Genomic DNA, 16,857 nt, shown 5'->3' with positions numbered 1-16,857 from the left:
TGGTGCGGCGTGGGAGCGGGGGACCTGTTGCGGCCCCTGTGCTCGATGAGCACCAGCGTGCCGTGGTTCAGCACCGGAGCGGGCCGCTGCTCGTGCTCGCCGGTCCCGGCACCGGCAAGACCACGACGATCGTCGAGAGCGTGGTCGACCGGATCGAGCGGCGCGGGGTGGATCCCGAACGCGTCCTCATCCTGACATACAGCCGCAAAGCGGCCGGTGAGCTGCGTGAACGGGTCACCGGGCGGTTGCGCCGCACGACCAGGACGCCGCTGGCGCTCACCTTCCACAGCTACGCCTACGCGCTGCTGCGGCGGGAGGCGGTGCTGGCGGGTGAGACGCCGCCGCGGCTGCTCACCGGGCCCGAGCAACTGCTGGAGATCCGGCGGCTGCTGCACGGCGAGCTGGAGGACGGCGCGCGCGACTGGCCGGTCGCGTTGCGCGAGCCGCTCAAGACGCGCGGGTTCGCGGAGGAGCTGCGCGACTTCCTGTCGCGCGCGGGCGAGCGCGGGCTCGGCGGCCCACGGCTGCAGGAGCTCGGCAGGCAGTACGGCAGGCCGGACTGGGTGGCGGCCGGCCGGTTCCTTGAGCGGTACGAAGTGCGGTTCGACCTCGACCCCGAACCGTCGCTCGACTACGCCGAGCTGATCAGGGCGGCGGCGGGCGTGCTCGCCGACCCGGAGGTGCGCCGGAGGGAGCGGGCGGCGCACGACGTGGTCTTCGTGGACGAATACCAGGACACCGACCCGGCGCAGGAGTTCCTGCTGCGGCAGCTGGCCGGTGACGGGCGTGACCTGATCGCGGTGGGCGATCCGGACCAGTCGATCTACGGGTTCCGGGGGGCCGATGTGCGGGGGATCCTGGGGTTCCCGCAGCGGTTCCCGGCCCGTGACGGGCGGGACGCGCCGGTGGTGGCGCTGCGGATGTGCCGCCGGAGCGGGGCCGAGTTGCTGGCGGCGTCCAGGCGGGTGGCTGATCGGCTGCCCGCGGCGCCGATGCCGGATGCCATGGCCGCCGGACGTCCCCATGGGCATCGCGAGTTGCTGTCACTGCCCGAGATGGAGGACGGCGACGTACGCGTGCTGCTGGCCGACAGCACCAGCCAGGAGGCGGCCGTCGTCGCCGACACGCTGCGGCGGGCCCACCTGATCGACGGCGTGCCGTGGCATCGGATGGCGGTGCTCGTCCGGTCGGCGGCCCGTCAGGTGCCGTTGCTGCGGCGCGCGCTGGTCAGCGCGGGCGTGCCGACGATGGTGGCCGGTGACGAGGTGCCGATCGCGCAGGAGCCCGGCGTACGCCCGCTGCTGACGATGCTCAGGATCGCCCTCGACGCGGGCGAGCTCGACGAGGGGGTGGCCGAGGAACTGCTGACCGGGCCCCTCGGCGGCACCGACATGATCGGCGTACGGCGGCTGCGACGGGCACTGAAGATCGCCGAAAACGAGGCGCTGGCCGCCACGCCCGACAACAACGAGGCGACGGTTGGCGAGTCCGAGAGCGAGCCCGCGAAAGAGGTCACGCATGCGCGTACCTCGGGAGAGTTGCTGGTCGCGGCCGTCAAGGACGCGCGGGAGCTGACCCGGATCGAGCCCCACGTGGCACTCCCCGCCGAACGCGTCGCGAAGCTGCTCGCCGCCGCCCGCCAGGCCGTGCGCGACCACGCCGGCGCCGAGGAGGTCCTGTGGGCCGTCTGGCACGAGAGCGGCCTGGCCGAGCGGTGGACCGAGCTCAGCCTGTCGGGCGGCGCCAGAGGGGCGCAGGCCGACAGGGATCTCGACGCCGTGGTCGCGCTGTTCGACCACGCCGCCAGGTTCGTGGACAGGATGCCCAAGGCGGGCCCCGAGGTGTTCCTGGACGATCTGGCCGCGCAGGAGATCCCGGGTGACACGCTGGCCGAGCGGGCGCCCGACGGTGACGCCGTCCGGGTGCTGACCGCCCACCGGTCCAAGGGGCTGGAGTGGGACGTGGTGGTGGTCGCGGGTGTGCAGGAGGGCGTCTGGCCCGATCTGCGGCTGCGCGGCACGCTGCTGGGCGTGGAGGATCTCGTCGAGCTGGTCGAGGGCGGCAAGCCCAACGCGGCGTCGCTGGCCTCCAAGCTGCTGGCCGAGGAGCGGCGGCTGTTCTACGTGGCCGTCACCCGCGCCCGGCGCAGGCTGGTCGTCACGGCCGTGGGCGGGGAGGACACCGACGAGCGGCCGTCGAGGTTCCTCAGCGAGCTCATGCCGGGCGCCGTCGAGGCCGCCACGGTGGACGACCGGGCGCGGTGGCTGAACATGTCCGCGCTCGTGGCGGATCTCCGCAGCGCAGTAACCGATCCCACTAAATCGGGAAAAATCCGGCACAAGGCCGCCACCCAGCTCGCCCGCCTGGCCGCGGCCGGAGTCCAGGGCGCACACCCCAACGACTGGTACGCCCTCACCCCCATGACCGACGACCGCCCCCTGAGCTGGCCCGACGACATCGTCAGGATCTCGCCCTCGGCGGTCGAGAGCTTCACCAAGTGCGGCCTGAGATGGCTGCTGGAGACGGCCGTCGGCGCCGCCGGCACCAGCTCGGCCCAGGGCCTCGGCACTGTCATCCACGCTCTGGCCGTGCTCGCCGCCACCGACCTGCCCAGCGAGGACCTGCTCGGCAAGCGCCTGGACGAGATCTGGAACGAGCTGGACTTCGGCGGCGTCTGGTTCAACCGCAAGCAGCGCCAGGTGGCCGAGCAGATGATCACCAAGTTCTGGCGCTGGCACCAGGAGAACCCACGCGAGCTCGTCGCCCTCGAAGAGGCGTTCACCGCCACGGTCTCCGACGGCGTACAGATCAAGGGCCGCGTGGACCGCGTCGAACGCGACTCGGAGAACCGCGCGGTGATCATCGACCTCAAGACCGGCAGCGCGAAGCCCAAGGCGGGCGAGCTCGACCGCCACCCGCAGCTCGGCGTCTACCAGCTGGCCGCGCTCCTCGGCGCGTTCGCCCGGCACGGCATGACCGAGCCGGGCGGTGCCGCGCTGGTCCAGGTCGGCAAGGCGGCGGGCAAGAACGACGCCTTGGAGCAGACGCAGGGCGCGCTGGCCGACGACAAGAACCCCGGCTGGGCCAAGGACCTGGTCGACACCGTGGCGATCGGCATGTCGGGCCCGTTCTTCCAGGCCAAGGTCAACGACGGCTGCCGCACCTGCGCGGCCAGGTCCAGCTGCCCCGTCAACGACAACGGGGGACAGGTGTGCTGAACCCGGTCGAGCTGGCCGAGAAGCTCGGCATCCTGCCCCCCACCTCCGAACAGTCCCGCGTCATCGAGGCCCCGCTCGAACCCATGGTCGTCATGGCCGGAGCGGGCTCGGGCAAGAGCGAGACCATGGCCGGGCGCGTGGTCTGGCTGGTGGCCAACGGCCTGGTCAAGCCCGAGAACGTGCTCGGCCTGACCTTCACCCGCAAGGCCGCAGCCGAGCTGGCCACCCGCGTCCGCGAACGGCTCAACGGCCTGGCCGAGGCCGGCCTGGTCGAGCCGGGCCTGCTCGACAACGAGCCGACCGTCTCCACCTACCACGCCTACGCCGCCCGTCTGGTCACCGACCACGCCCTGCGCGAGGCCCTCGAACCCACCATGCGCCTGGTCACGCCCGCCGTCTCGTGGCAGCTGGCGTCCAGGGTGGTGGCGATGTACGACGGGCCGATGGACAAGATCGAGCTCGGCCCGCCGTCCGTCACGGCCGCCGTCCTGGAGCTGGCCGGCGAGCTGTCCGAGCACCTGCGCACCGCCTCAGACGTGCGGCGGATCGGTGAGTGGCTCGATGAGAGGTACGCCGCGCTGACCGGCCGGACGACCGTGGCCCAGCGCAAGCCGATCAACGTCCAGGCCGCGAGGAAGCAGCTCCTGCCCCTGGTCGAGGCGTACGAGCGGCTCAAGCGCAGCCGTGAGGTCATCGACTACGGCGACCAGATGTCGCTGGCCGCCAGGATTGCCGCCGGCCACCGGGAGGTGGGCGAGATCGAGCGGTCCCGCTTCTCCGTGGTGCTTCTCGACGAATACCAGGACACCAGCCACGCCCAGCTCGTCCTGCTCCGATCCCTGTACGGCAACGGCCACCCGGTCACCGCGGTCGGCGATCCCTGCCAGTCCATCTACGGCTGGCGCGGCGCCTCGGCGGGCAACCTGCGGCGCTTCGCCCAGGACTTCAGGACGAGCACCGGCGACCTGGCCCCGGTACGCCAGCTCAGCGTCAGCTTCCGCAACGGCGATCGTGTCCTCGACGTCGCCGCCCGCGTCCAGCTGCCGCTGCGCATGGAGGCCCGTGAGGTGCCGGTCCTCGTCCCCGGCGCCAACCGCGTCGACCGGGGGCGCGTCACCTGCGCTTTCCATGAGACCGCGGAGGACGAGGCGAAGTGGATCGCCGACGGCATCCACAAGATCCTCGGTCAGGAGTTCGCGCCCGACGGCCTGCCCTGGGGCGAGAAGGAACGCAAGAAGACGCTCGCCGTACAACCCCAGGATGTGGCGATCCTCGCGCGTAAGCGGTCGCAGTTCCCCGCGCTGCGCAGAGCGCTCGAAGAGCGCGACATCCCGGTCGAAGTGGTCGGTCTCGGTGGGCTGCTGACCGTGCCCGAGGTCAACGACATCGTCGCCACGCTCAGAGTCCTGTACGACCCGACCGCCGGCGACGCCCTGGCCCGGCTGCTGGCCGGACCGCGCTGGCGGGTCGGGCCCGCCGACATGCGGGTTCTGGGCGAGTACGCCAGAGAGCTGACCCGCGAGGCCCGTGAGACGCGCCACGAGCAGGACCCGCTGGACCAGGTGGTCGCCGACCTGGCCGAGGAGCGCGGCAGCCTGATCGACGCGCTCGACGAGCTGCCCGACAGGGAGGCGTGGCTGGAGGCGTTCTCGCCGCTGGCCAGGACCCGGCTCGTCGCGCTGGCGCAGGAGCTGCGGCAACTCAGGGCGCACACCGCCCAGCCGCTCCCCGACCTGATCACGGAGGTGGAGCGGCGGCTGGGCCTCGACATCGAGGTGGCGGCCCGGGGCGGCACGGTCAGCGCCTTCGCCGCAAGGGCCGACCTCGATGCCTTCCAGGACGCGGCCGCCAGATTCGCCGGCGACGCGGAGGATCCGACGCTCGGCGCGTTCCTGGCCTATCTGCAGGCGGCCGAGACCGAGGAGTTCGGGCTGGAGGCCGGACGGGTCGGCGAGAGCAACAGCGTCAAGCTGATGACCGTGCACGCCTCCAAGGGCCTGGAGTGGCCGATCGTGGTCGTGCCCGGACTGTCGCAGCTGGTCAGTTCGAAGGGCACGATCGCGACCGGCAGCATGTTCCCCGCGACGCCGGTCATGAACAGCCGCTGGACCGACAACCCACGCAAGCTCCCCTACCCGCTCCGCGGCGACGTCGCCGACCTGCCGCGCCTGACGGGGCTCACCAAGGAGGAGCTGGCCGCGTTCGACGAGGGCTGCCGTGACCGCGATCTGATGGAGGAACGGCGGCTGGCCTATGTGGCCGTCACCCGGGCCCACTACCACCTGATCGCCTCCGGCTACCGCTGGGGGAGCGCCTCCAAGCCGCTGGAGCCGTCGGACTTCCTGCTGGAGATCCGCGACACCAGCGACCGGGTCGCGTTCTGGGCGCCGGAGCTCGCCGCCGGTGCGACCAACCCGCTGCTGGCCGAGCCCGCCGAGGCCGTGTGGCCGGTCACGCCGGAGGGCCTGCGCTATGAGTCGGTGCTGGACGGGGCGCGGCTGGTCGAGGACGCGCTGACGGGCACGCTCGCCCCCGCCGAGGACGAGCCGTTGCGCGCCTTCGAAGAGGAACGCGTCCGCGCCTGGGAGCGCGACACCGACCTGCTGCTGCGCGAGCGCGAGCTGCACCGGCGGCGCGGCTCCACCACCGTCGAGCTGCCCTCGAAGCTGACCGTGTCGTCGCTGGTCACGCTGGCCGAGGACGCTCGCGAACTGGCCCGCAGGATCCGCCGTCCCGTCCCGGTCAAGCCCGCGCCGCTGGCTCGTCGTGGCACGTCGTTCCACAAGTGGCTGGAGACGCGCTGGGACCAGCAGCGCCTGCTCGACGACTTCGACCTGGACCTGGTGGACGAGCTGGAAGAGGCCGACGTACGGCTGGCGGAGCTGCAGGAACGCTTCGAGGAGAGCGAATGGGCCGGGCGCCGGCCGCTCGACCTGGAGGTGCCGTTCGAGACCATGATCGCCGACCGGCTGGTGCGCGGCCGGATGGACGCGGTCTTCGAGCTGCCCGACGGCCGTTATGAGGTCGTCGACTGGAAGACCGGCGCGCCACCACGCGGCAAGGCCGCCCGCGCCGCCTCGGTGCAGCTGGCCGCCTACCGGCTGGCCTGGTCACACCTGGCGGCGGTGCCGCTGGAGCAGGTGGGGGCGGCTTTCCACTATGTCCGGATGAATCAGACCGTCCGCCCGGTGAACCTGCTTGATGCCGACGGCCTGGTCGCGCTTATAGAGGCGGTTCCCATCTCCTAGGTCCCGGCATCTTCCGCTCCCCGGAGGGGGTATCTCCAGAAGGACCCCCGCCACCGCGGGCCGTCACAGGGACCGTGACCGTCGTGTGACGGGCCTAGTCCCGCAAGTAGTGGAAGCCCGGCTTGGGATGCATCAGGAAGTCGTGGTGGGAGATGTTCCAGGCATAGGCCCCGGCCATCTCGAACACCACCGTGTCCCCCACCCGCAGCGAAGTCCCAATTTTTCGGGCGAAAACGTCTTTCGGGGTGCACAGCTGACCGACCACTGTCACCGGCTCATCCGCCAGAGCAGGACCGGAGCCTGTGGGCAGCACCGTGAAGGGCTGGTCGTGCCCCTTGGTGACCGGCGTACGCAGGTGGTGCGTGCCGCCCAGCACGATCGCGTACGCCTCACCGCGTACCCGCTTCACGTCCACGACCTTGGTGACGTAGTAGCCGCAGTACGCGGTCAGCGCCCGCCCCGGTTCGATCCGCACCCGCTGCCCGGCCCGCTGCAGCGCCGCCAGTCCGGCGCCGTAGGCCGCCCAGTCGAACCGGGACTCCGGCGCGGCGTAGGAGACCGCCATGCCGCCGCCCAGGTTGACCTCGTCGTACTCGGTGTCCAGCAGCGTCTCGGCCAGCCGCAGGAGCTCCGGCGCGTCCAGGCCGCTGGCCAGGTGGCTGTGCAGGCCGCGCAGTCGTACGCGGTCGGTGAAGAGCGGCAGGCACTCGCGTACACCCGCCTCGTCCATGCCGAACGGCCCGCTCATCGTCAGCGACGCGCCCTCGACCGGCAGGTCCGGGTTGAGCCGGAGCAGGACGTCGGTCTCGCGGCCGGTGGCGAGCAGGCGGCGCAGCTCGTTGGGCGACTCGACGTGCAGGCGGTGGCAGGGCAGGCGCAGCTCGGCGTCGGTCTTGCCGGGCCCACCGAGGGCCAGCGGCTTGCCGGTCGTGCCAGGCGTGCCGGGTTTGCCGGGGAAGAGGGCCGACACGTGGGCGTGTTCGCCGCCGGACGACACCTCGAAGCCGTCCACGTGCTCGGCCAGTGTCCTGAGCAGCTCGGTGTCGGGATTGGCCTTGACGGCGTAGTACAGCTCGACGCCGGGCAACGCCCGCCGTACCGCCGAGGCGTGGTCGTGCAGCGCGGGCAGGTCGTAGAGGTAGGCGGGCGCGTCACGGAGCCGCAGGGCGGCTTCGCGGACTCTCGTCGTGATCACGCGAGCGGGTTCGCGATCGGGACGTATCCGGCGGTCCGGTCGGCGGCCCTGGACCAGCGGACCGTCAGGTTCGCCTTGGCCGGGAGCGGCGCGCCGGCCAGCAGATCGGACAGCGGGAGCGGCCAGCCGAGCGCCCCGGCGTGGCGGGCGAGCACGTCCCGGGCCATCCGCCACAGCTCGCGCAGCAGCTCGTCGTCGTCGCCCGCCAGCGTGGCGGCGATCTCGGTGAGATGGTTGACCAGCAGGCAGTAGACAACGCGGGCCCAGCCGCGCTCGGCGTCGTAGCTCAGGGCCTCGGCCACCTTCGCCGGTACGCCGTTGAGCGAGTGACGGCCGGCGACCAGTTTGGTGCCCTCCAGGTCGCGGAAGACCGCCTCGACGGGCAGCCCCGAGGGGTCCAGGCCGACGAGGACGTTCTGCAGGTGTGGTTCGAGGATCACCCCGTGCGTGAAGTACAGCTCCAGCACCGGCGGCGCCACCACCGAGACATAGGCCGTCCACCACGCCAGCGGATCGCCGGCCGGCGCCTCGAGCGCGAGGGCCCCGGACAGGACCGGAGTGACCCCGGGGGAGCACACGGACCACGGGCTGGCCCGGACGATCACGCCGAGCCCTTCGAGCAGGCGGGTGCCGAGCGCGGCCGAGCGGTAGCCCGGCTCGGGCAGCCACCGGGTGCCCGGATGCGTGGCCGAGACCGCCTCGAACACCGGCGTCAGGCGGGAGGTCAGCTCAACCGCTCCGGCCAGCTCGTACCAGGCGTTCTTGCGTACACAGTTGGTGATGCGGACATCGAGACTGAACTTCAGGCACGACTCCGCCGCGGGCGCGTAGACGGTCCGCACCGACGAGGTCGGCACGGCCACCGGGCCGGGGCCCAGGTCGATCAGCTCGGCCCCGTACGCCGGGCGCAGCAGGTCCAGCTGCCACGGGTGGGCGGGCAGCAGCCGGTAGCCGGACGGCGCCTCGCCCAGCAGGTCGAGGGCCGAGGCGTCGCCTTCCTCGGCGAGCACGTCCGCGCGGACACCGAGCAGCCGTACGGGGAACTCGGCGTGCGCCTCGGGCGCGAACCGCAGCCAGTCGGCGCCACCTCGCGACTTGGGGCTCGGGTGGAACCGGTGCCCGTAGACCAGCGCCTGCTCGGAGGCCAGCCACGGATCGGCGGGCGCCACGGCCTCGGCCCTGGCCGCCAGGATCGCGGCGACCGCGTCACGGCTCGCGGCCACCTGCCCGGCGAACTCACCGTTGGGGGTCGACCCCCTGACTGCCTGCCCGTTGGCTGCCGGGCCATCGAAGTCCGGCCTGGTGAAGTCCGGGTCATCGAAGTCCGGCGCCGCCTGCCCGGTCAGGTCGGCCTCCGCCAGCCGTACCAGCTCGTCGGTCGTGAGAGGCCGCCAGGCACCACGGTCCAGGCGCTCAGGCCGGCCGTCGAAGCGCAACGCCGCTCCGCCGTACGTACGGACCCGCAGCAGCGTGCCCCCGACCCTCAGCAGCAGGTACGGCGGCGCGGGCCAGACCAGGCCGCGCGGCCCGGCCACCTCCCGGACACAGCACCGCAGCAGGGCGCCCAGCGTCGCCTCCTCCGCCAGCGCGGCCGGTGATGAGGCCGGTGAGGTCGGCGGAACCGCCGAGACCTGGTTGGCCGGCGAGTCGAGGACCAGACCGTGCATTCAAGCTCTCCTCAGATAGTTGGGCCCGCTGGTGCCGTAGAACTTGTTGATGTCCCGGGCCCCGGAGCGTTCCTTGGCCACGAGAGTCCCCGCGGTGATCATCGACTTGCCGGTGAGCCTGGCCGCGTCGAGCGTCCTGGCCCGCAGCAGCCGGGCCATGGGGTCGTCGCCGTACTCGTCGAACGCCTCGGCCAGCGTGTCGCGCAGCAGGGCGGCGGCCCGGTCGGGCGGCAGGGCCCCGAACACGACGGCCGCCGCCGCCAGGTGCAGCGTGATGGTCACGAACACGTCGGCCAGGGCGTGCGGATCGTCCGTGAGCATCCGTTCGTCGGCGAACGCGGGCACCTCGACACCCGCCGCGGCGAGCCTCGAAGGGGACGCCAGCAGCCCGTCGTTGTCCTTGACCAGCAGCTTCATCCGCCCGTCCTGGAACACCAGCGACAGGTTCTGCTGATGGGCCTCCAGCGCGACGCCGTAGCGTACGAACAGCCGTACGTTCCACCGCAGCAGGAGGCGCAGATAGCCGGGCAGCACGTCGCCCACCTCCTGGAGCACACCGGGGGCGTTGAACGCGGCGACGGGCACCATCCGCCCCTCCGGCAGCCGCCGAACCATCCAGGCGAGATACTCGTGCCCGGCGTGCGCGTAGGTCTGTTCGTCGGCGACCAGCACGTCAGGGTCGGCCAGGCGCCGCAGCAGCAGCTCGGCCATGGCGCCGTCGCGCAGGGTGCCGGGCTTGATCGACCGCCGGTTCCGTGCCCCCAGGGTGCTGGTGGGCAGGGGCAGCTTGAGGTGGGTGCGAGCGTCGAGCTCCACGGTCCGCATCGACAGCGTGGGCCGCACGGTCAGCCACGGCTCGCCGAGCAGCCGCACCCCGTCGATCTTCCGTACCTCGTCGACGGTGAGCGGATGAACGGGAAACAGCACCTCGTCGGCCCGCAGCTCCTGGATCGCGTGCGGACATGCCTCGTGGGTCGCGTGCGGATGGGCCGGAAACGGCGTCGGCACGGCGGTGGAGCCCGGCGTCAGCAGGCGGCGGGGCACGGCCGCCCAGCGCAGTTCGAACGACGGCGCGAACTCGGGCGCGTACGCGGGCAGCGCGGCGGCGGGCACGCCCAGCCGCGCCCGGGAGGTCGGATAGACCGGATGGTCGACGAACGCCGCCAGCGACTCGTAGGACGGCCGCCGGGCGAGCACCTCGGCCCTGTGTACGTCGTGCAGCTCCAGCGCCGCCAGCGCCTGCGCGCACTCCTCGGCGAACGCCGCCACGCCCGGCGCGTCGGCCGGATCGGCCACCTCGGCCAGCGTGCCGAGCACCTCCGCCAGCCCCAGTTGCTCGTCGGAACCGACCACGAAGTCCTGGAACAGCAGCCCGGGCACCAGCCGTACCCGGCGCCCGCCGGCCAGCTCCAGCTCCACGCCGTCACGGCTCCTGGCCACCCGCGCCGACAGCCCGCCGTAGTCCTCGCGCAGCAGCGCGTCCAGCACTCGCCTGGCCAAATACGCCTCGCGCGAGCTCATCCCACGGCTCGCGGCCTCCCGCGTACGCCTCTCACGATCCGCGGCCTCGCCCGTGCTCATCCCACGATCCACGGCTTGGCCGCACGGAAGTCCTCGATGGCCGCGTCCACCCGCGCCCGGTCCGGACCGACGGCCCGGAGGACGCCGAGATAGTCGCGGTTCGTATGGGTCTGTTCGACGACATCACCCACCGCCCGAAGCGGCCGGTGCCACAGCCGTACGCCTTGGGAGACCAACTCCTCCGCCCCCGGCGCCGCCGTGATCGTCCCCGACCGGTCGGCGACCAGGCTGACCGCGCTGCCGTACCTGGACGTATCCGGCACAGCAGGCACGGCCTCACCCAGATGCACCCGCAGGATCCACTCGAACACCGGCACCCCGAGCACGTCGGCCAGCAGGAAGTCGCAGTGGTCGCCGATCACCCGATAGTTCACCTCGACGATGCGCGGCCCGGCCGGGGTGACGATGTATTCGGTGTGGCAGGCGCCGAACCCCACCCCGAGCGCCGCCAACGCGCCCAGAACGTGCTCACGGGCTCCATCGGGCGGCGTCCAGTCCAGCCGCTCCTCGATGAAGTGCGGCAACGGCCCGAGCGTCGTACGGAATCCGCCGAGCACCCGTACCCTCTCGGCGTCCCCGAGGGTCTCCAGGGTGCGCAGCGGCCCCTCCAGGTACTCCTCCACGACCAGCGCCTCGCCGGGCCGCCGCTTCCTGACCTTCGCCACCGCTCCGGCCAGGTCCCGCTCGACCAGCAGCACGTCCTCGCTCGCGACCCCCTCGCGCGGTTTGACGACCAGCGGGTACGGCAGGTCGCCGGGCACGGGGTCACCGGGCGCCAGCCGTACGGACGAGACCCGTTCGACCCCCGCCTCGGCGAGCCGGCGGCGCATCAGGAACTTGTTCTTGGCCGCCAGGCAGGCCCGCCAGTCCTTGCCGGGCAGCCCGAAGTAGGCCGCCGCCAGCGCGGTCTCCGCCTGGAGGTGGTCGGAGTTGGAGAAGATCGCGTCCGGCCGGCCGAGCTGCTCGATCGCGTCGATCACCGCCCGCGGATCCCGTACGTCGCACCCGACGGCACCGGGATGCCGCTCCGGCTGGTCGGTGAGAATCGTCACACGACAGCCCAGGGCTTCGGCGGCGGGCAGGAACCCATCAGTCACCGAATCGGTGGGTTTGAGCGCGGTCAGGTAGAGCCGCAACGCGAGATACCCCCGGAGAATCAGGTAAGCCTAACCTAACTCGCTGATCCTAGCCGTTGGGAGATCATCCCGGATACCAGACCCCACATTCGGTGGCGGTCATAGGATGACATGGGATTTGGGAAGGGTGGGGCCCGTGCAGACGAGGGCGGAAGAGCAACTCATCGGACCGCTGCTCCTCGCGCGCGGCACCATCGACAGGTCGTCCGCGCTGCGGGCGAACGTCGGTTGGCTGGAGCGTGCCTGGGCGGATCCGGCGACCAAGGTGCTGGTGATCGACGACGGCCGGACGCTGGTCAAGCGCGCCGGCGACGAGGTGCACGCGGTCCTCTACGCGCCATCGGAGGCGCCGCCGGGCGAGCGCTACCTGCTGGGAGTCGAGGACGGGACCGCCTACTTCGCGGTCGCCGCGCCGCTGCCCGGCTCGCGGGCCGGCGACGTCAACGGCCGCGTCACGATGCCGATGAGCCTGCGCGACACGGCCGAGGGCGAGCTGGTCGTCGCGGGCCTGCGCCAGGTGGGCGGCCTGCTGGGCGACCGCGACGCGGGGATGCTGGTCTACGCGGTGGCGCTGGAGGCCTGGCACTCGACGCACGAGTTCTGCCCGCGCTGCGGCAGCCGTACGGACGTGCAGGCGGGCGGCCACATCCGGGTCTGCCCGCGTGACTCCAGCCAGCACTTCCCGCGCGTGGACCCAGCGGTGATCATGCTCGTCCGCGACGAGGACGACCGCTGCCTGCTGGCCCGCGGCCCGCAGTGGCCGGAGGGACGGCTGTCGATCCTGGCCGGGTTCGTGGAGCCGGGGGAGTCGCTGGAGCACGCCGTGATCCGCGAGGTGGCCGAGGAGGTGGGCGTCACCGTCGTCGACCCTCGCTATCTCGGCAGCCAGCCGTGGCCGTTCCCGCGCAGCCTGATGCTCGGCTTCTTCGCCCACGCCACCACGACGACCCTCACCCCCGACGCGGAGGAGATCGCCGAGGCCCGCTGGTTCTCCCGCGAGGAGCTGGTGGAGGCCCTGCAGTCGGGCGAGGTCCGCCTGCCGCCACCGGTCTCGATCGCCCGCCGCCTCATCGAGACCTGGTACGGGGGACCGCTTTCAGGGGACTGGTAAGTCACTCGGCGAGCGGCGCCATACTCAGCGCGGTGCTTCAGCTCAAGGTCGACATCAAGCTCCTGGAGCACAAGCTCGACAGTCACCTGAACTAGGAGGCCTGGGCGCACCAACCGCCCAGGCTCTCGTGGCCATGCTAGGCCACTCTTCTCGGGCTCCAGCTTCTCCGCTGGGGCCCGAGCCCATCAGACAAAGACCTCAGGCCGCCTCGAGAAGCGCCTTCACCTCGCGGGCCGACGGGTTGGTGCGGACCACCCGCCCAGCGGGGGTCTCGATCACCACAGTGGGCACCACTTGGTTGCCGTTGTTGACGCTCATCACGAACTCGGCGGCATCGGGGTTCCGCTCGATGTCGATCTCGTCGAAGCTGATCCCCTCACGGGTGAGCTGCGACTTGAGTCGCTTGCAGGGACCGCACCAGGTGGTGCTGTAGACCGTGAGCGCCATGTGGACATCCCTTCGAGGCGTAAAGCAGGCGGTCGGTGCAACAACCTGGACGCCCCGGGTAATCCCTAGCCGATGCGATCGGCGATCCACTCCTGCACCCGCTCGGCCACGCCCACCTCGCGGTAGAGAGGCGCGCTGTGCGCGACGCCAGGTGAGGTGAAGATCGTCACAGGCACGCCGACCTGGCCGAGCATCTCCTTGAGCAGCTGGCTCTGCGCCGGCGGCACGAACTCGTCCGTGGAGTGCACGGTCAGCACCGGCGCATCGTTGTGGCTGGCGTGCCAGGCCACCTCCATGCTGGCCCAGACGCGCGAACACTTGCCCCTGGGCAGGCACCCCCCGGCCAGCTTGATCGCCGAGGCGCGCAGCTTGCGCTTGTACGGGTCCGTGGAGGTCGCGCCGTCGGCGTACGCGCGCAGCGGCGAGATGATCGGCGAGAGCCCGACCACGCCCTTGAGCCCCCGCTGCCCGTCGCCGTACGTGCCGACCGCCGCGGCGATGTGCCCGCCCGCCGAGAAGCCCACCACGACGTAGTTGTTCGGGTCGAACGACCAGCGCTCGGCGTGCTTGCGCGCCAGGGCGATCGAGGCCATAGCGTCGATCCGCTGCGCGGGCCACGACGCCTCGCCGGAGAGCCGGTAGTTGATGTTGAAGACCGTGTAGCCGAGATCAGCGTAACTACGGGCGATCTCGGTCATCTGTTTCTTGTCGCCGCTGGACCACCAGCCGCCGTGGATCAGGAAGACGCCAGGTCGCTTGGTACCGTCCGAGGTCCACCACACGTCCATGTCCTGGCGGCGGCGCGAGCCGTACGAGACGGTCTCGGTGGATAAACCACTGAGCCCGTACGGGTCGGGGGACGTGGTCGACACGGGGCTCGGTGTCGGGTCCTTCGTTGCCTGCGCCGACATCGGTGTCAACGTGACGGCAGCGAGCGCGACAACGCTCACGAGCACCGCAGTTCGCACGGCCTGCCCTTTCCCCCATGCAGTTGGTCGGGCCCCATTGTGGGGGAAGAGACCAGTTCTTTGCATCTTTGCACGATTCGGACGACGGGCGGCATGTTGCCAGAATGGAGCCCTTCACCGCCACTGGCTGGGAGGATTGACAGGTGACCAACGTGGACGATGTCCTGTCCGGCCTCGACCCGGAGCAGCGCGAGGTGGCCGAGGCCGTACGCGGTCCCGTGTGCGTTCTCGCAGGTGCGGGCACGGGTAAGACCAGGGCGATCACCCACAGGATCGCCCACGCCGTACGCAGCGGGGTCGTCGACGCCCCCAGCGTGCTGGCGGTGACGTTCACCACACGGGCGGCGGGGGAGCTCCGGCAGCGGCTGCGGGCGCTGGGGGCGCCGGGGGTGCAGGCGCGGACGTTCCATGCCGCGGCGCTGCGGCAGCTCACCTACTTCTGGCCGCGGGTCATCGGCGGCGAAGCGCCCTCGGTGATCGAATCCAAGCTGCCGATCCTGATCGAAGCCTGCCGCCAGATCCGGAAAAATCCGGACCGGTCCGAGCTGCGGGACATCGCGGCGGAGGTCGAGTGGGCCAAGGTCACCCAGGTCGGCCCCGAAGACTACGCCGCGGCCGCCGCCAAGTCCTCCAGGACGCCTCCGGTGCCCGCCGAAGAGGTGGCCCGGCTCTACGAGGCGTACGAGCGGATCAGGCGCGAGCGGCACCTGGTCGACTTCGAGACGATCCTGGAGCTGACCGCCGCGGTGATGACCGAGCACCAGGAGGTCGCCACGCAGATCCGCCAGCAATACCGCTACTTCGTCGTCGACGAGTACCAGGACGTCAACCCGCTGCAGAAGCTCCTGCTCGACACCTGGCTCGGCGGTCGCGACGACCTGTGCGTGGTCGGCGACCCCAACCAGACCATCTACTCCTTCACCGGTGCCTCGCCGCGCTACCTCACGGGCTTCGCCGTCGAGCACCCGAAGGCCGCCGTCGTCAAGCTGGTCCGCGACTACCGTTCCACCCCTCAGGTGGTGAACCTGGCCAACCTGGTCATCGCCAAGGGCCGCTCCCCGCACCGCCTCGAACTCGTCGCCCAGCGGCCCGACGGCCCCCGGCCGGTCTTCGCCGACTACGACGACGAGCCGGCCGAGGCCGCCGGAGTCGCCAGGGCGATCAGGAAGCTGCTCGACCAGGGCGTCCAATCCCGCGAGATCGCCGTGCTGTTCCGCGTCAACTCTCAGTCGGCGGCGTACGAGGAGGCCCTGTCCAAGGCCGAGATCCCCTACGTCCTGCGCGGCGCCGAGCGCTTCTTCGAACGCCCCGAAGTGCGGCACGCCGTCGTACTGATGCGCGGTGCCGCCAGATCCGCCTCCGAGGAACCGCTGGCCACGGAGGTCCACCACATCCTGGCGGGCGTCGGCCTGACGCCCACGGCCCCGGGCGGCGGCAAGGCGCGCGAGAAGTGGGAGTCGCTCAAGGCGCTGGCCGACCTCGCCGAGGACATGGCCGCTGAGGGCGCCGACCTCGCCGCCTACGTCGCGGAGCTGGAGCGGCGTGCCTCCGAGCAGCACGCCCCGCCCGTGGAGGGCGTCACCCTGGCCTCCCTGCACGCCGCCAAGGGACTGGAGTGGGACGCGGTCTTCCTGGTCGGCGTCACGGACGGGATGCTGCCCATCGTCTACGCGGAGACGCCGGAGCAGATCGAGGAGGAGCGGCGCCTGCTCTATGTGGGGGTGACGCGGGCGCGCGAGCACCTGTCGATCTCCTGGGCCCTGGCACGTGCGCCCGGCGGCCGCAAGGGACGCCGCCCGTCCCGCTTCCTCGACGGCCTCACCGGCCGCCCCGCGCGCGCCGCCACTGTCGGGTCCGGCGTCGGCGTCGGTGTTGGCTCCGGTTCGGTTACACGTGAGCGGCGGTCGGTCGCCGTTACGGTCAGCTGCCGGGTGTGCGCCAAGACGCTGGTGGCGGCCACGGAGCAGAAGCTGGGGCGGTGCGTCACCTGTCCGGCCGATTACGACGAGGCGCTGCTGGAGCGGCTCAAGGCCTGGCGCGCCGCCACCGCCAAGGAGGCCAAGCTGCCGCCGTACGTGGTGTTCACCGACGTGACACTGCAGGCCATCGCTGAGCGCGCGCCGGTCACCGAGCAGGACCTTCTGTCTATTACGGGCATCGGCCGCGTCAAACTCGACCGCTACGGGGATGCCGTGCTCGCGCTGTGCCGCGCGTGAGCCTTTTTAATACGGCTTTTGTACGGCAGGCACGGGAAGGCGCCAACCCCCGTACATGGCTGAGGGCCCT

At 71.6% G+C, this 16,857-nt stretch carries 10 protein-coding genes; 4 read left to right on the top strand and 6 right to left on the bottom strand.

Annotation, left to right across the window (positions count from 1 at the left end; translation table 11 throughout):
* Nucleotides 1-38: 38 nt before the first annotated feature.
* Entirely contained in the window at nucleotides 39-3,218 is a 3,180-nt protein-coding gene (locus ACGFJ2_RS33745; protein ID WP_393475205.1) for an ATP-dependent helicase, read from the top strand.
* On the top strand, nucleotides 3,212-6,466 hold the full coding sequence (locus ACGFJ2_RS33740) for an ATP-dependent helicase (RefSeq protein ID WP_393475202.1): 3,255 nt from the start codon (nucleotides 3,212-3,214) through the stop codon (nucleotides 6,464-6,466). Before ACGFJ2_RS33745 ends, ACGFJ2_RS33740 begins: the two co-directional genes overlap by 7 nt.
* Before the next feature lie 94 nt (nucleotides 6,467-6,560).
* Here the strand turns inward: ACGFJ2_RS33740 and ACGFJ2_RS33735 are convergent, their stop codons facing one another.
* From ACGFJ2_RS33735 to ACGFJ2_RS33720, 4 genes are read right to left on the bottom strand one after another with little or no spacing between them, the layout of a single operon-like run.
* A complete protein-coding gene (locus tag ACGFJ2_RS33735; RefSeq protein WP_393475199.1) occupies nucleotides 6,561-7,661 on the bottom strand; it encodes a type III PLP-dependent enzyme in 1,101 nt (366 codons plus the stop codon).
* Nucleotides 7,658-9,328, bottom strand: a complete 1,671-nt coding sequence (locus ACGFJ2_RS33730) for an IucA/IucC family protein (RefSeq protein WP_393475196.1) — start codon at nucleotides 9,326-9,328, stop codon at nucleotides 7,658-7,660. Before ACGFJ2_RS33730 ends, ACGFJ2_RS33735 begins: the two co-directional genes overlap by 4 nt.
* Complete coding sequence (locus ACGFJ2_RS33725; RefSeq protein WP_393475194.1) at nucleotides 9,329-10,909, bottom strand: IucA/IucC family protein; 1,581 nt, start codon at nucleotides 10,907-10,909, stop codon at nucleotides 9,329-9,331. It lies immediately after the preceding gene.
* A complete protein-coding gene (locus ACGFJ2_RS33720; protein ID WP_393475191.1) occupies nucleotides 10,906-12,045 on the bottom strand; it encodes a siderophore biosynthesis protein in 1,140 nt (379 codons plus the stop codon). The genes ACGFJ2_RS33725 and ACGFJ2_RS33720 overlap by 4 nt, the downstream gene beginning before the upstream one ends.
* A gap of 136 nt (nucleotides 12,046-12,181) precedes the next feature.
* Here ACGFJ2_RS33720 and nudC point away from each other — a divergent pair, with 136 nt between their 5' ends.
* Nucleotides 12,182-13,156 carry an NAD(+) diphosphatase gene (gene nudC / locus ACGFJ2_RS33715; RefSeq protein WP_393475188.1) on the top strand — a complete coding sequence of 325 codons (975 nt, stop codon included), beginning with the start codon at nucleotides 12,182-12,184 and terminating at the stop codon, nucleotides 13,154-13,156.
* 198 nt (nucleotides 13,157-13,354) lie between these two features.
* Here the strand turns inward: nudC and ACGFJ2_RS33710 are convergent, their stop codons facing one another.
* Together ACGFJ2_RS33710 and ACGFJ2_RS33705 are read right to left on the bottom strand one after the other, a co-directional pair.
* On the bottom strand, nucleotides 13,355-13,603 hold the full coding sequence (locus ACGFJ2_RS33710; protein WP_357944454.1) for a glutaredoxin domain-containing protein: 249 nt from the start codon (nucleotides 13,601-13,603) through the stop codon (nucleotides 13,355-13,357).
* 65 nt (nucleotides 13,604-13,668) lie between these two features.
* A complete protein-coding gene (locus ACGFJ2_RS33705; protein WP_357944457.1) occupies nucleotides 13,669-14,475 on the bottom strand; it encodes an alpha/beta hydrolase in 807 nt (268 codons plus the stop codon).
* Between the two features lie 248 nt (nucleotides 14,476-14,723).
* On the opposite strand from ACGFJ2_RS33705, the gene ACGFJ2_RS33700 reads away from it, so the two are divergent.
* Nucleotides 14,724-16,787, top strand: a complete 2,064-nt coding sequence (locus ACGFJ2_RS33700; RefSeq protein ID WP_393476268.1) for an ATP-dependent DNA helicase UvrD2 — start codon at nucleotides 14,724-14,726, stop codon at nucleotides 16,785-16,787.
* Nucleotides 16,788-16,857: the final 70 nt, after the last annotated feature.

Origin of the sequence: Nonomuraea sp. NPDC049028, from assembly GCF_043197735.1 — a bacterium.
In the GTDB taxonomy this organism is placed as follows: Bacteria; Actinomycetota; Actinomycetes; order Streptosporangiales; family Streptosporangiaceae; genus Nonomuraea.
The sequence above is the reverse complement of the archived record's forward strand: the minus strand, read 5'-3'. Positions and strand labels throughout refer to the sequence as shown.

Bases quoted from the DNA above. Each gene is read 5' to 3' on its own strand.
- ACGFJ2_RS33725 (WP_393475194.1), bottom strand. From the start codon at position 10,909: ATGAGCACGGGCGAGGCCGCGGATCGTGAGAGGCGTACGCGGGAGGCC.
- ACGFJ2_RS33710 (WP_357944454.1), bottom strand. From the start codon at position 13,603: ATGGCGCTCACGGTCTACAGCACCACCTGGTGCGGTCCCTGCAAGCGA.
- ACGFJ2_RS33730 (WP_393475196.1), bottom strand. From the start codon at position 9,328: ATGCACGGTCTGGTCCTCGACTCGCCGGCCAACCAGGTCTCGGCGGTT.